Annotated in this window: 16 protein-coding genes and 1 pseudogene; 11 read left to right on the forward strand and 6 right to left on the reverse strand. The window is 68.9% G+C overall.

Annotation, left to right across the window (positions count from 1 at the left end):
- A partial coding sequence (locus JWP65_RS06005) for an FAD-binding protein (RefSeq protein ID WP_299761426.1) occupies positions 1–408 on the forward strand: 408 nt, incomplete at its 5' end.
- Positions 395–1,591 (forward strand): tricarballylate utilization 4Fe-4S protein TcuB, encoded by a 1,197-nt coding sequence (gene tcuB / locus JWP65_RS06010; RefSeq protein ID WP_299761429.1) that lies wholly within the window; start codon positions 395–397, stop codon positions 1,589–1,591. The genes JWP65_RS06005 and tcuB, both read left to right, overlap by 14 nt.
- A gap of 32 nt (positions 1,592–1,623) precedes the next feature.
- Here tcuB and JWP65_RS06015 read toward each other — a convergent pair whose 3' ends face one another.
- A complete protein-coding gene (locus JWP65_RS06015; protein WP_299761432.1) occupies positions 1,624–2,106 on the reverse strand; it encodes an NUDIX hydrolase in 483 nt (160 codons plus the stop codon).
- Positions 2,107–2,167: 61 nt separating this feature from the next.
- Here JWP65_RS06015 and JWP65_RS06020 point away from each other — a divergent pair, with 61 nt between their 5' ends.
- Genes JWP65_RS06020 through JWP65_RS06035 form a run of 4 tightly spaced genes read left to right on the forward strand, consistent with a single transcriptional unit; the run spans position 2,168 to position 4,417 of the window.
- The gene (locus JWP65_RS06020; RefSeq protein WP_299761435.1) at positions 2,168–3,022 is read left to right on the forward strand and encodes a MotA/TolQ/ExbB proton channel family protein; all 855 of its coding nucleotides are present in this window, start codon (positions 2,168–2,170) and stop codon (positions 3,020–3,022) included.
- Between the two features lie 2 nt (positions 3,023–3,024).
- The gene (locus tag JWP65_RS06025) at positions 3,025–3,450 is read left to right on the forward strand and encodes a biopolymer transporter ExbD (protein WP_299761438.1); all 426 of its coding nucleotides are present in this window, start codon (positions 3,025–3,027) and stop codon (positions 3,448–3,450) included.
- Positions 3,451–3,452: 2 nt separating this feature from the next.
- On the forward strand, positions 3,453–3,875 hold the full coding sequence (locus JWP65_RS06030) for a biopolymer transporter ExbD (protein ID WP_299761441.1): 423 nt from the start codon (positions 3,453–3,455) through the stop codon (positions 3,873–3,875).
- Positions 3,872–4,417 carry a hypothetical protein gene (locus tag JWP65_RS06035; protein WP_299761444.1) on the forward strand — a complete coding sequence of 182 codons (546 nt, stop codon included), beginning with the start codon at positions 3,872–3,874 and terminating at the stop codon, positions 4,415–4,417. The genes JWP65_RS06030 and JWP65_RS06035 overlap by 4 nt, the downstream gene beginning before the upstream one ends.
- Before the next feature lie 3 nt (positions 4,418–4,420).
- Here the strand turns inward: JWP65_RS06035 and JWP65_RS06040 are convergent, their stop codons facing one another.
- Together JWP65_RS06040 and JWP65_RS06045 are read right to left on the reverse strand one after the other, a co-directional pair.
- Positions 4,421–5,143 carry a hypothetical protein gene (locus JWP65_RS06040; protein WP_299761447.1) on the reverse strand — a complete coding sequence of 241 codons (723 nt, stop codon included), beginning with the start codon at positions 5,141–5,143 and terminating at the stop codon, positions 4,421–4,423.
- 65 nt (positions 5,144–5,208) lie between these two features.
- On the reverse strand, positions 5,209–6,330 hold the full coding sequence (locus JWP65_RS06045) for a metallophosphoesterase (RefSeq protein WP_299761450.1): 1,122 nt from the start codon (positions 6,328–6,330) through the stop codon (positions 5,209–5,211).
- 120 nt (positions 6,331–6,450) lie between these two features.
- Here JWP65_RS06045 and JWP65_RS06050 point away from each other — a divergent pair, with 120 nt between their 5' ends.
- From JWP65_RS06050 to JWP65_RS06070, 5 genes are all read left to right on the forward strand, one after another.
- Entirely contained in the window at positions 6,451–7,569 is a 1,119-nt protein-coding gene (locus JWP65_RS06050) for a Re/Si-specific NAD(P)(+) transhydrogenase subunit alpha (RefSeq protein WP_299761453.1), read from the forward strand.
- A 33-nt stretch (positions 7,570–7,602) separates the two neighbouring features.
- Entirely contained in the window at positions 7,603–7,896 is a 294-nt protein-coding gene (locus tag JWP65_RS06055) for an NAD(P) transhydrogenase subunit alpha (protein WP_299761455.1), read from the forward strand.
- 85 nt (positions 7,897–7,981) lie between these two features.
- Positions 7,982–9,409: an NAD(P)(+) transhydrogenase (Re/Si-specific) subunit beta gene (locus JWP65_RS06060; protein WP_299761457.1), complete on the forward strand. Its 1,428-nt coding sequence runs from the start codon at positions 7,982–7,984 to the stop codon at positions 9,407–9,409.
- 13 nt (positions 9,410–9,422) lie between these two features.
- Positions 9,423–11,099: a long-chain-fatty-acid--CoA ligase gene (locus JWP65_RS06065; RefSeq protein ID WP_299761459.1), complete on the forward strand. Its 1,677-nt coding sequence runs from the start codon at positions 9,423–9,425 to the stop codon at positions 11,097–11,099.
- A 34-nt stretch (positions 11,100–11,133) separates the two neighbouring features.
- Positions 11,134–11,829: a 5'-methylthioadenosine/adenosylhomocysteine nucleosidase gene (locus JWP65_RS06070; protein WP_299761461.1), complete on the forward strand. Its 696-nt coding sequence runs from the start codon at positions 11,134–11,136 to the stop codon at positions 11,827–11,829.
- 9 nt (positions 11,830–11,838) lie between these two features.
- On the opposite strand, the gene JWP65_RS06075 is transcribed toward JWP65_RS06070, so the two are convergent.
- The 3 genes and pseudogenes from JWP65_RS06075 to JWP65_RS06085 all read right to left on the reverse strand — a co-directional run.
- Complete coding sequence (locus JWP65_RS06075) at positions 11,839–12,510, reverse strand: hypothetical protein (protein ID WP_299761463.1); 672 nt, start codon at positions 12,508–12,510, stop codon at positions 11,839–11,841.
- On the reverse strand, positions 12,507–13,493 hold the full coding sequence (gene corA / locus JWP65_RS06080) for a magnesium/cobalt transporter CorA (RefSeq protein WP_299761465.1): 987 nt from the start codon (positions 13,491–13,493) through the stop codon (positions 12,507–12,509). Before corA ends, JWP65_RS06075 begins: the two co-directional genes overlap by 4 nt.
- A 147-nt stretch (positions 13,494–13,640) precedes the next feature.
- Positions 13,641–13,870 (reverse strand): annotated as a pseudogene (locus JWP65_RS06085) (patatin); the annotation flags it as partial.

Consider the following 13,870-nt stretch of genomic DNA (forward strand, 5'->3'; position numbering starts at 1 on the left):
CAGCTGGACGAAGCGGCCTTCATGCGCACCCTGGCCGAGTACAACGCCGCCTGCCGCGTCGGCAGCTTCGACCACACGGTGCTGGACGACTGCCACACCGAAGGGCTGGTGCCGCCCAAGACGCACTGGGCCTTGCCCATCGACAAGCCGCCGTTCTACGGCTACGCGCTGCGACCTGGCATCACCTTCACCTATCTGGGACTGAAAACCGATGAGACTGCGGCCGTGCGCTTTGGCGCAGTGGCGAGCGAGAACCTGTTCGTGGCCGGCGAGATGATGGCCGGCAACGTGCTGGGCCAGGGCTACACGGCGGGCGTGGGCATGAGCATCGGCACCGCGTTCGGCCGCATCGCCGGCGACCAGGCGGCGCAGGCAGCGCTCGGCAAGGGGACACATGCAGCTGGATGACACCATCGCGCAGGCCCGCGCCGACACCGACGGCATCGGAGCCGGCAACCCGCGGCTGATCCCGATCCGACCGCTTGCGGCGCTGACCGCCAACGAGGAGGAAGTGGCGCGGCAGATGCAGGTCTGCAATGCCTGCCGCTACTGCGAAGGCTTTTGCGCCGTGTTCCCGGCGATGACGCGGCGGCTGTCGTTCGCCAAGGCCGACATCCACTACCTGGCCAACCTGTGCCACAACTGCGGCGCCTGCCTGCATGCCTGCCAATACGCGCCGCCGCACGAATTCGCGGTGGCGGTGCCGCAGGCGATGGCCAAGGTGCGGGCGCAGACTTATGCCGATTACGCCTGGCCGCCGGCGCTGGGCGCGCTGTACCACCGCAACGGGCTGACCGTGGCGCTGGCGGCCGCCGGCGGACTGGCGCTGTTCCTGCTGCTGGCGCTGATGCTGACGGGACGGCTGCTGCACGAGCCGCTGGCCGGCAACTTCTACGCCGTGTTCCCGCACAACCTGATGGTGGCGATGTTCGGCGCGGTGTTCCTGTACGCCGTGCTGGCGCTGACGCTGGGCGCGGTGCGGTTCTGGCGCGACGTCACGCCGGGTGCCAGCGCTGCCGGCGCTGCCGGGGAAGCGGCGCACAACGCGCTGGCGCTGACTTACCTGGGCGGCGGCCACGGCGACGGCTGCAACGAAGCGGATGACGCCTTCACGCTGGCGCGGCGGCGCTTCCACCACCTGACCTTCTACGGCTTCATGCTGTGCTTGGCCTCGACCTCGGTGGCGACGGTCTACCACTACGCCTTCGGCTGGAGCGCCCCCTATGCGCTGACCAGCCTGCCGGTGATCCTGGGCACGGTCGGCGGGATCGGCTTGCTGGTCGGTCCGGCGGGGCTGCTGTGGCTGAACCTGCGGCGCGCGCCGCTGCATGGCGACGCTGCGCAAAAGACGATGGACCGCGCTTTCATCGCCTTGCTGTTGCTGACCAGCGCCACCGGCCTGGCCTTGCTGATCTTCCGGGACACCGCCGCCATGGCGCTGCTGCTGGCGGTGCATCTGGGCGTGGTGATGGCGCTGTTCCTGACGCTGCCGTATGGCAAGTTCGCGCACGCCGTCTACCGCTGCGCCGCGCTGCTGAAGTTCACCATCGAAAAGCGGCTGCCCAGCCGGCTGGCGCTGGGCGCGGACTGAGACGCGGGGAGGCCGACGGCCGGACGGGGGGTTCAGGTCGGCCCGTGGATGCTCGCGTCGCTGTACACCGCCGACAGCGGATAGCGCGTCCCCGCCAGGTAGTCCTCCACGCAGCGCAGCACCAGCGGGCTGCGCAGGCGCTCGGCGCTGGCGCGGATTTCCTCGGCCGTCATCCACAGCGTGCGCACGATGCCTTGGTCCAGCTGCAACGTCGGATCCTGCTCTCCAAGCTCGCCGCAAAAGGCAAAGCGCATGTAGGTGATGTCTTCGCCGGTGGCCTTCTTGATGAAGCGTGACAGGTAGATGCCCACCAGCGCGGTGGCGCGGAAGTTCCAGGTGGTTTCTTCCAGCGCTTCGCGCGCGCAGCCCTCCGCCGGCGTTTCGCCAGGGTCGAGGTGGCCCGCCGGGTTGTTCAGGCGCAGGCCATGGGAGGTTTCTTCTTCCACCAGCAGGAAGCGGCCATCGCGTTCGATGATCGCCGCCACGGTGACACTGGGTCGCCAACGGTTGTCCATGGCCGATTATGTGTTTTGTAAGACAGAATGGTGGCCTTCCAGGCTCACGACCGCAGCTTCCATGCATCTTTTCGCCGCCGCGTTGAAGTTCTCCCTGTCGCTGGCCGCCTTCGCCAGCCTGCCGCTGGCGGCCCAGACCGCGCTGCCCGCGATCCAGGCGCCGGCGGCCGTCGGCAACCCTTACGGCCTGGGCGCGCTGTGGTCGCAAGGCGACCTGGTGTCGCGGGCGACGCTGGCCATCCTGGTGCTGATGTCGCTGGCCAGTTGGTACGTCCTGGTCAGCAAGCTGCTGGCGCAGCGCCGCATGGGCAGCCAGGCCAGGGCCGCCAGCCTGGGCTTCTGGAAGGCCGACACGGTGCGCCAGGGCGCGCAGGCCTTGCAACCCGGCAGCCCGTACCGCTTCATCGCGGAATCGGCGCTGGAAGCCACCCGCAAGCACGACGGCCTGATCGGCAAGGTGGACCTGAACACCTGGGTGGCGCAAAGCGTCGAGCGGGCCGTGGGCACGGTGCACAGCCGCAGCCAGGACGGGTTGGCGGTGCTGGCCACGGTCGGCTCCACCGCGCCCTTCGTCGGCCTGTTCGGAACGGTCTGGGGCATCTACAACGCGCTGGTGCGCATCGGCGCTTCCGGCCAGGCTTCCATCGACAAGGTGGCCGGCCCGGTTGGCGAGGCGCTGATCATGACGGCCATGGGCCTGGCCGTGGCCGTGCCGGCGGTGCTGGGCTACAACTGGCTGGTCCGCCGCAACAAGGTGGCGATGGACGCCGTGCGCGAGTTCGGCTCCGACCTGCACACCGTGCTGCTGGCGAGCGGGACACGGGAGAACTCGAGCGTCGCCGGGCCGCCCCAAGACCCGAACGCCGCCCCGGGGGGCGGCGCCGCGCACGCAGTGGCAAGCGTGGGGGCACCTTAATCTTGGCGATCCGCTACCGGCAGGCGAACCAGGGCGAGGATGCGCTGATCGCCGAAATCAACACCACGCCGCTGGTGGACGTGATGCTGGTGCTGCTGATCATCTTCCTGATCACCATCCCGGTGGTCAACAGCGCCATCGCCGTCAACCTGCCGCGCGAGCCCAACCTGGCCAAGGACGCGCAGCGCGAGAACGTGATCATCACCGTCGATGCGCAAGGCGCGATCTACTGGTTCAACACCCGGCTGCCGGACCACAGCGGCCTGCCGGAGCTGCTGGGACAGGTCGCGGCGATGCAGCCGCAGCCCGAGGTGCACATTCGCGCCGATGCCCGGGCCGACTACCTGCCGGTGGGGCAGGTGGTGACGGCGGCGCAGCAGGCGGGCATCGCCCGCATCGGCTTTCTCACCGAGCAACCGGGACGCTAGCGATGCAGATCCGCGCCGGCACCGAGTCCGATCCCGAGCCGATCGTGGACATCAACACCACGCCGCTGGTGGACGTGCTGCTGGTGTTGCTGGTCATGCTGATCATCACCATCCCGATCCAGCTGCACGCGGTGGACATCGAAATGCCCGGGCGCAACACGCCACCGCCGCCGGAGCGGCCGGTCGTGGTGCAGCTGGACATCGCGCCCGGCGGTCTGGTGCGCTGGAACGGCGAGCCGCTGGCCGACCGCGCGGCGCTGGAGCAGCGGCTGCGCGAGGCCTCGGCCCTGCCGCTGCAGCCGGAGATCCACCTGCGCGCGCATCCGCAGGCGAAGTACGACACGGTCGCCGCCACCTTGTCCAGCGCGCAACGGCTGGGGCTGCAAAAGATCGGGCTGGTCGGCGGCGAGCGGTCGCGGCCATGACCGAGGAAGCCGCGCGGGTGCTGCTGATGTACGCGGTGTTCCCGCTCTGGGTCGCCGCCGGCCTGGCCGACTGGGCTTGCCACCGCCGCACCCGCATCGCGCAGACCAGCGGGCTGGCGGAGAATGCCTTCCACTGGGGCCTGTTCGGGCAGATGGGGCTGGCGGTGCTGGCGGTCGGCCTGCTGCAAGTGAACGCGGCCATCCTGCTGCTGGTGGCCGCGGCCTTCCTGGCGCATGAACTCACCACTTACGTCGAGCTGCGCTACACCGTCCCGCTGCGCCACGTCGGCCCGTTCGAGCAGATGGTGCACAGCTTCATGGAGTTGCTGCCGCTGCTGGTGCTGGCCTTGCTCGCCGTGCCGGCGTGGGACCAGGTGCTGGCGCTGGTTGGCGCCGGCGGCGGGCCGGACTTCAGCCTGCGCCTGAAGCAGGAGCCGTGGCCGCGTGGCTACCTGCTGGCGGCGCTGGCGGCGGCAGTGGCGTTCAACGTGCTGCCGCTGGCGGAAGAAACCGTGCGCTGCTGGCGCGGTCGGCCCGCGTAGCGATCAGGTCTCGTACTCCGGCGCCCCCTGCACCCACATGAACGACTGCAGGTCGATCATGTCGCGCGCCTTGAAGCCGGGCCGGCGGTCGAGGTCGCGCCGCACCACCGTCGCGAACGTCAGCAGGTCCTGGTAGAGCGGCCAGGTCGGCTTGCTGTCGTAGCCCAAGGCATAGCCATAGCGTTGGGCGGCGCGCCGGGTGGCGCGCGGCTTCAGGAACATGTGGCGGTCCGGCCGGGCGATGAAGCCGAACACGGTGGCCACCGGCCAGGTCAGCACCGGACTGCCTTTGCGCGGCAGGTCGGCCAGCGCTTCCAGCCAGTCGTTGAAGCGGCGCTGCTGCGCGCCGGTGCCGTTCAGGAAGGCATACAGCTCGGTGGCGAACAGGCGGGCGCCGGCCGGCGTCTTGACGGCGTCGCGCAGCGCCATGCGCTCGAACGAGAACAGCAGGCCCGAGCGCGACTCCACCCGCACGGCGGCATCGCAGATGGCGCGGAACTCGCCGCGCGCCAGCTGTTTGCGAAAACTCGCGGGGGCCAGTTCGAGCTCCCACTCCAGGTGGGCGCGCTCCTTGGCGAAGCGCTCGGCCACCAGGTAGGTTTCGTCCTCGAAGCCGTCCGGGTAGAACAGCTCGAACTTGCTGCGGCAAAGTGCCGCGCCGAGGTAGATGACGTTGCTGGCGGCGGCGCCGGCGAGGGGGGAGGGAAGGAATGCTGCACGTGCCATCGGGTCAGTGTTCTGCCCCCGCCAAGCTCAGCCTTGTGGGACAGCGCCCCGCCGGCCTGTAGGAATCAGGGCGAGCCGACCAGCGTGAGCTCGGCAATTTCAGATGGTGCGAACAAACGCTTGGGCGGGCCCCAGTAACCAGTCCCACGGCTGACGTAGACCTGCAAACGGCCGAGCTGATGCAGCCCGGCCGTGTAGGGCTGCTGCAGTGGCACGAACAGCGACCAGGGAAAGAACTGGCCGCCATGGGTGTGGCCGCAGACTTGCAGGTCGAAGCCCGCGGCTGCCGCGGCGGATGCGGTGCGCGGCTGGTGCGCCAGCAGCACGCGTGGTGCGCCGGGCGGTGCGCCGGCCAGGGCGGCGGCCGGATCGCTCTGGTGCGCGCTGTCGAAGTGGTGGCCGGTGTAGTCGGGCACGCCGGCCAGCACCAGTTGCGCGTCGCCGCGGCGCAGCACCATGTGCTGGTTGTGCAGCACGACCAGGCCCAGCCGCTCCAGCTCCTTGATCCAGCCGTGCACGCCCGAGTAGTACTCGTGGTTGCCGGTCACGAAGTAACTGCCGTCGCGCGCGCGCAGCTGCGCCAGCGGCGCGACATGCTCGGACAGCTCCGCCACCGAGCCGTCGACCAGGTCGCCCGTGACGGCGATCACGTCGGGTTGCAGGGCGTTGACCCGGTCGACGATGGCCTGCAGGTAGGCGGCCTTGATGGTCGGGCCGACGTGGATGTCGCTGACCTGGACGATGCGAAAGCCTTGCAGCGCCGGCGGCAGCCCGGGGATGCGGATTTTCACGCGCACGACCTGGGCGGTGCGGCGGGCGTTGACGAAGCCCAGCAGCGTCGCCAGCAAGGCCAGGCCGGTGACGGCGCGCGCGCTCCACCTGGCCAGCGGCTCCGGCGTGACGCCGGCGAGCCAGGCCCCCAGCAAAACCAGCTCGCGCGCCAGCGCCAGCACCAGCAGCGAGGAGAACAGGCCCATGCACAGCATGCCGGCCCAGGTCAGGCGGTCGGACGCGGGCGGCTTGAGCCAGCGGCGGGCCAGCAGGCCGGCCGGCGTGAGCAGGGCCGAGGCCGCGAGCAGCAAGGCCAGCAGGGCGCCGGCGGCGGGCAGCTCCAATGCGGGCACCAGCCGCACGGCCAGCAAGACGTGCAACGCGATGGACAGGCCGACGAGGAAGGGCAGCGACATGGTTGCAGCAGCCTAACCCTTGCGCCCCTGCGCGTGGGGAGGGATTGGGCCTGCTCTTCATGTAAGCTCGCGTTCAGCTAGCCAACCACAACCAATAAACACAACGCAGGAGCAGCGTCCATGCAGATTGGCGTGCCCGCCGAAACCACGGTGGGTGAAACCCGCGTCGCCGTCACACCGGAGACGGCGAAGAAACTCAAGGCCCAGGGCCATGTCGTGCGCGTCGCGTCCGGCGCGGGCCTGGCGGCCAGCGCCCCCGACGCGGCCTACGTCGCGGCCGGCGCCGAGATCACCGACCAGCTCGGCGCCCTGGCCAGCGAATTGGTCTTGAAGGTGCGTCCGCCGCAGGAAAGCGAGCTGGTCGCGCTGCGGCCGGGCGCCACCGTGGTCGGCATGCTCAACCCCTTCGACGCGGCCGGCCTGCAGCGGCTGGCCGGGGCCGGCGTGACCGGCTTCGCGCTGGAAGCGGCGCCGCGCACCAGCCGCGCGCAAAGCATGGACGTGCTCAGCTCGCAGGCCAACATCGCCGGCTACAAGGCCGTGATGATCGCGGCCAATGCCTACCAGCGCTTCTTTCCGATGCTGATGACGGCGGCCGGCACGGTCAAGGCGGCGCGGGTGGTGATCCTGGGTGTCGGCGTGGCCGGCCTGCAGGCGATCGCCACCGCCAAGCGCCTGGGCGCCGTGATCGAGGCCTCCGACGTGCGGCCTTCGGTCAAGGAGCAGGTCGAGTCGCTGGGCGCCAAGTTCATCGACGTGGCTTATGCAACCGACGAAGAGCGCGAAGCCGCCGTCGGCGTCGGCGGCTACGCCCGTCCCATGCCGGCCAGCTGGCTGGAGCGGCAAAAGGCCGAGGTCGCCAAGCGCGTGGCCCAGGCCGACATCGTGATCACCACCGCCCTGATCCCCGGGCGCGCCGCCCCGGTGCTGGTCACCGAGGAGATGGTCAAGGCGATGAAGCCCGGCTCGGTGATCGTCGACCTGGCGGCGCCGCAAGGCGGCAACTGCCCGCTGACCGAGCCCGGCCGCACGGTGGTCAGGCACGGCGTCACGCTGGTGGGCGAGACCAACCTGCCGGCGCTGGTGGCGGCCGACGCCTCGGCGCTGTACGCCCGCAACGTGCTGGATTTCCTGAAGCTGATCGTGGCCAAGGACGGCAGCCTGAACATCGACCTCGAAGACGACATCGTGGCGGCCTGCCTGATGACGCGCGACGGGGAAGTGCGCAAGAAGAACTAGCGGCCCGGGAGGGCGCGCACCGAGGAGAACGCGATGGAAGTCTCTGACACCGTCATCAACCTGATCATTTTCGTGCTGGCGATCTACGTCGGCTACCACGTGGTCTGGACCGTCACGCCGGCGTTGCACACGCCCCTGATGGCCGTGACCAATGCGATCTCGGCGATCGTGATCGTCGGCGCCATGCTGGCGGCGGCGCAGACCGAGACCTGGGCCGGCCGCACCATGGGCGTGCTGGCCGTGGCGCTGGCAGCGGTGAACATCTTCGGCGGCTTCCTGGTCACGCGCCGGATGCTCGAGATGTTCAAGAAGAAGGAGAAGAGATGAGCGTCGCACGGCCGCCCCAAGGCGCGAACGCCCCCCCGGGGGGCAGCGCAGTACACGAAGTGACAAGCGTGGGGGCACAAAGCAAATGAGCATGAACCTCGTCGTGCTGCTGTACCTGGCAGCCTCGGTCTGCTTCATCCAGGCGCTCAAGGGCCTGTCGCACCCGACCACCTCGATCCGCGGCAACCTGTTCGGCATGGTCGGCATGGCCATCGCGGTGCTGACCACCGCGGCGCTGATCGTCGAGTTGTCCGGCGGCAGCGGCCGCGGCCTGGCCTGGGTGTTGCTGGGCCTGGTGGTGGGCGGCGGCTACGGCGCCTACCGCGCCAAGACGGTCGAGATGACCAAGATGCCGGAGCTGGTGGCGTTCTTCCACAGCATGATCGGCCTGGCGGCGGTGTTCATCGCTGTCGCCGCCGTTCTCGAACCGGCGGCGCTGCTGCAAGGCCTGCGCGCGGGCGACCCGATTCCCAGCGGCAACCGGCTCGAGCTGTTCCTGGGCGCGGCCATCGGCGCGATCACCTTCTCCGGCTCGGTCATCGCCTTTGGCAAGCTGTCGGGCACCTACAAGTTCCGCCTGTTCAAGGGCGCGCCGGTGCAGTTCGCCGGCCAGCACAAGCTGAACCTGGTGCTGGGCCTGATCACCGTCGGCCTGGGCCTGCTGTTCACCTTCACCGGCAGCTGGCCCGCCTTTTTCGCGATGCTGGCGCTGGCCTTCGTGATGGGCGTGCTGATCATCATCCCGATCGGCGGGGCCGACATGCCGGTGGTGGTCTCCATGCTGAACAGCTATTCGGGCTGGGCCGCCGCTGGCATCGGCTTTTCGCTGAACAACCAGATGCTGATCATCGCCGGCTCGCTGGTCGGCAGCTCGGGCGCGATCCTGAGCTACATCATGTGCAAGGCGATGAACCGCTCGTTCTTCAACGTGATCCTGGGCGGCTTCGGCGGCGAAGCTGGCACCGCTGCCACCGGCGCGGTGGAGCAAAGGCCGGTCAAGAGCGGCAGCGCCGACGACGCCGCCTTCATCCTGGGCAACGCCGAGACGGTCGTGATCGTGCCGGGCTACGGCCTGGCGGTGGCGCGGGCCCAGCACGCCGTCAAGGAGCTGGCCGAAAAGCTGACGCACAAGGGCATCAAGGTCAAGTACGCGATCCACCCGGTGGCGGGCCGCATGCCGGGCCACATGAACGTGCTGCTGGCCGAGGCCGAGGTGCCGTACGACCAGGTGTTCGAGATGGAAGACATCAACGGCGAATTCGGCCAGGCCGACGTCGCCATCGTGCTGGGCGCCAACGACGTGGTGAACCCGGCCGCGCTGACCAAGGGCAGCCCGATCTACGGCATGCCGATCCTGGAGGCCTACAAGGCCAAGACGGTGATCGTCAACAAGCGCTCCATGGCGGCCGGCTACGCCGGGCTGGACAACGAGCTGTTCTACATGGACAAGACGATGATGGTCTTCGGCGACGCCAAGAAGGTCGTGGAAGACATGGTGAAGGCCATCGACTAAAAGGAGACGAGACATGACCGACCGCCCCTGGCTCAGTGCTTATCCCGCCGCCGTGCCGGCCGACATCGACGCCGGCCAGTACGCATCGCTCGTCCACCTGATGGAGGAGAGCTTCACGAAGTACGCGGGCCGCACGGCCTACTCCTTCATGGGCAAGGAAGTCACTTTCGGCGAGACCGACTCCATCAGCCGCGCCTTCGCCGCCTACCTGCAGGGGCTGGGCCTGGTCAAGGGCGACCGGGTGGCGATCATGATGCCGAACGTGCCGCAGTACCCGGTCGCGGTGGCGGCGGTTCTGCGCGCCGGCTTCGTGGTGGTCAATGTCAACCCGCTGTACACGCCGCGTGAGCTGGAGCACCAGCTCAAGGACTCGGGCGCCAAGGCGATCGTCATCATCGAGAACTTCGCCAACACGCTGCAGCAGTGCATCGCCGCCACGCCGATCAAGCACGTGGTGCTGGCCACCATGGGCGACATGCTCGGCGGGCTCAAGGGCGGGCTGGTCAACCTGGTGGTGCGCAAGGTCAAGAAGATGGTGCCGGCGTTCAGCCTGCCGGGCGCGGTCGGGTTCAACGACGCCGTCACCCAGGGCACGCGCGGCACGCTGCGCAAGCCCGAGATCAAGCCCGACGACGTGGCGGTGCTGCAGTACACCGGCGGCACCACCGGCGTGTCCAAGGGCGCGGTGCTGCTGCATCGCAACGTGATCGCCAACGTGCTGCAGTCGGAAGCGTGGAACTCGCCCGTCATCGACAAGGTGCCCAAGGGCGAGCAGCTCACCGGCATCTGCGCGCTGCCGCTGTACCACATCTTCGCCTTCACCTGCTCGATGATGCTGGGCATGCGCATGGGCGCCAAGACGGTGCTGATCCCGAACCCGCGCGACCTGCCGGCGGTGCTCAAGGAACTGGCCAAGCACAAGTTCCACAGCCTGCCGGCCGTCAGCACGCTGTTCAACGGCCTGGCCAACCACCCGGATTTCGACAAGGTCGACTGGAGCAACCTGAAGGTCTCCATCGGCGGCGGCATGGCGGTGCAGGGCGCCGTGGCCGAGCTGTGGCTCAGGAAGACCGGCTGCCCGATCTGCGAAGGCTACGGCTTGTCGGAGACGTCGCCGTCGGCCAGCTGCAATCCGACCACCAGCACGCAATTCACCGGCACCATCGGCGTGCCGCTGCCTTCGACCTTCATGAAGTGCGTGGACGACGACGGCAACGAGGTGCCGCTCGGCCAGCCCGGCGAGATCGCGATCAAGGGCCCACAGGTGATGGCGGGCTACTGGCAGCGACCCGACGAGACGGCCAAGGTCATGACGGCCGACGGCTACTTCAAGAGCGGCGACATCGGCATCATGGACGAGCGCGGCTACTTCAAGATCGTCGACCGCAAGAAGGACATGGTGCTGGTCTCGGGCTTCAACGTCTACCCGAACGAGGTCGAGGACGTGGTGGCCCGGATGCCCGGCGTGCTGGAGTGCGCGGTGGTCGGCGTGGCCGACGACAAGACCGGCGAGGCCGTCAAGCTGGTGATCGTCAAGCGCGACCCGGCGCTGACCGAGGAGCAGGTGCGCGAGTACTGCCACGCCAACCTGACCGGCTACAAGCGGCCGCGCGTGATCGAGTTCCGCACCGACCTGCCCAAGACGCCGGTCGGCAAGATCCTGCGCCGGGAACTGCGCGACAAGAAATAGCCGCCACCCCCGCGCAGGCGGGCAGAATGCCACCATGCGCATCGCCATCGTCGCCGCCATGCAGCAGGAGCTGGCTGCCGTTCTCGCCCTGTTGCCCGACGAGGCGCGGCAGGTGGTGGCGGGGCGCGACTTCTGGGTCGGGCACCTGCACGGGCGCGAGGTGGTGACGGTGCTCTCGCGCATCGGCAAGGTGGCCGCGGCCACCACCGCCGTGGCGCTGATCGAGCGCTTCCAGGTCGACGGCATCGTCTTCACCGGCGTGGCCGGCGGGCTGGCGCAGGGTGTCAAGGTGGGCGACGTGGTGATCGCCGATGCCTTCCTGCAGCACGACATGGACGCCTCCCCGCTGTTCCCGCGCTACGAGGTGCCGCTGTACGGCGCCAGCACCTTCGCCACCGACGCCGGCCTGACGGCGCGGCTGGCCGAAGCCGTCAGGCGCGCCTTGCCTTCGGCCAGGCTGCACCGCGGGCTGGTGGCCAGCGGCGACCGCTTCGTCGCCACCTCGGTCGAAAGCCGGGCGCTGCAGCTGGCGCTGCCCGGTGCGCTGGCGGTGGAGATGGAGGGCGCGGCCTTCGCCCAGGTCTGCCATGACTACGGCATTCCGTTCGCCGCGGTGCGCACCGTGTCCGATCGCGCCGACGACGAAGCCCATGGCGACTTCCTGCGCTTCATCGAGGAGGTGGCCAGCCGGCATTCGGCGGCCATCGTCGAGGCTTTCCTGCGCAGCTGATCGCGCCGCTCAGTCGCGTTCCAGCAGCCAGCTGAAGCCCACGGTCCAGGCCGAGGCGCCGGGCCCTTGCAGCCGCTGGGAGCGGCTGAAGTCCAGGCTCCAGGCCTTGCCGCCGGTCAGGCGGGCGCCGGCCCGGGCGAAGTGGGAGCCGGCTTCCAGGTAGCGCTCCAGCACGAACGACCAGCCGGCGCCGGCCACCCACTCGGCTGCAAGGCCGTGGCGAGCTGCGTCGCGCCCGCGATGGACCAGGTCGCGTCCGAGGTTCAGGTGCAAGGCCAGGTCGTCGCGCGGGGTCCACGTCGCCAGCGCGGCGACGCTGACGCCCTGGTAACGCGGCCGCACGTGCGCTTGCCAGGCCGGCTCGAACGATGCACCCAGGCTGATGCTGTCGCTCACGGCCCCGGCCCACTTGGCCGAGAGGCCGTAGCCGGACTGCGCGGCGCCGCCTTGCCGCTCGGCCTGGCCGGCCAGGCCGAGCTCGACCGGGCCGGTGCGGCATCCCGCGCCGGCGTGCAGCAGCAGCGCGCGGCCGCGGGCGCTGGCCAGCCAGCTTTCCAGTTCGCATTGGCCGGCGTCCAGGATCGCGGCGTCGTCGACCGCGTGGTGGCCGCCGGCGGCGAGGGCGCCCGCGCCGGCGGCCAGGCCGCCAAGCAGCACCAGCGACGCCTTCAATGCCTTCAACGCAACCAGCCGCGCCGGCGGAAGTACCACATCGGCCCCAGCGCTGACGCCAGCATCAGGCCCAGGGCGAACGGGTAGCCGCCCTGCCAGTCGATCTCGGGCATGAAGCGGAAGTTCATGCCGTAGATGCTGGCGATCAGCGTCGGCGGCAACAGCGCCACGCTGGCCACCGAGAAGATCTTGATGATCTTGTTCTGGTTGATGTTGATGAAGCCGACGGTGGCGTCCATCAGGAAGTTGATCTTGTCGAACAGGAAGGCCGTGTGGCTGTCGAGCGACTCGATGTCGCGCAGGATCTGCCTGGCTTCCTCGAACTGGCCGGCGTTGAGCATGCGACTGCGCATCATGAAGCTGACCGCGCGCCGGGTGTCCATCACGTTGCGGCGGATGCGGCCGTTCAAGTCTTCCTGCTGCGCGATGGCGGCCAGCACTTCGCCGGCCAGGGTGTCGGTCACCTCGCCGGCCAGCACCTGCTTGCTGACTTTTTCCAGCTCGTCGTAGATGCCTTCCAGTGTGTCGGCCGAGTATTCCGCGTCGGCGTCGAACAGCTTGAGCAGCACTTCCTTGGCGTCCTCGATCAGCCCGGGGGCGCGGCGCGCGCGCAGCCGCAGCAGCCGGAACACCGGCACGTCCTCGTCGTGGATGGAGAACAGCACGCCATGGCTCTTGAGCGACTCGTTGAGCAAGTTGAGGATGAAGGCCACGCGCACGGTGCGCGGCTCGTCGTCGCCCGCGATCAGGAAGTCGCTGCGAATGTGCAGGTCGCCGTTGTCTTCCTCGTAGAAGCGGGCCGACTCCTCGATGTCCTCGTCCATCGCGTCGTCCGGGATGGACAGGCCGTAGTACTGCTTGATCCAGCGCTTTTCTTCGAGCGTGGGCGACTCCAGGTCAACCCAGATCGGCTGGAATTGCGAGAGCTCCTCCAGCGACTCGATCTCTTCCTGGAAGAGCCGGCCGTTGGCGAGCGTGAAGATATTGAGCATGGGCAATCAAACGGGGTCAGATTCCAATTCATCGGGCGGTGCGGACACGTAGCTTTCGAATAATTGGAATCTGACCCCAATTGATTCGGAAGCTACCGGCTAGGGCAGGTTTCCAAGGAGGATGCTCCGTTTGTCGAGACCGCGCGATTATGCCGTGACGGTGTCCAGGAAGGCCAGCAGTTCTGCCTTGCGCGCATAGGCGTCCTGCTGCCCCAGCTTGATGAGGGACTGCACGAAGCCGGGCTCGAACAGCAGGTAGCTTGCGAGCGCGCCGCCGCCGCCCTTCATCGCGTTCAGGCCGCCGAGCGCGCGCCGCACCGAACGCGGCAGTTCGTGCGCAAAGGAGAGGGCCAGCGCGTCGAGCGACTGGGTGGGCT

Source organism: Ramlibacter sp. (genome assembly GCF_028292805.1).
In the GTDB taxonomy this organism is placed as follows: domain Bacteria; phylum Pseudomonadota; class Gammaproteobacteria; order Burkholderiales; family Burkholderiaceae_C; genus Ramlibacter.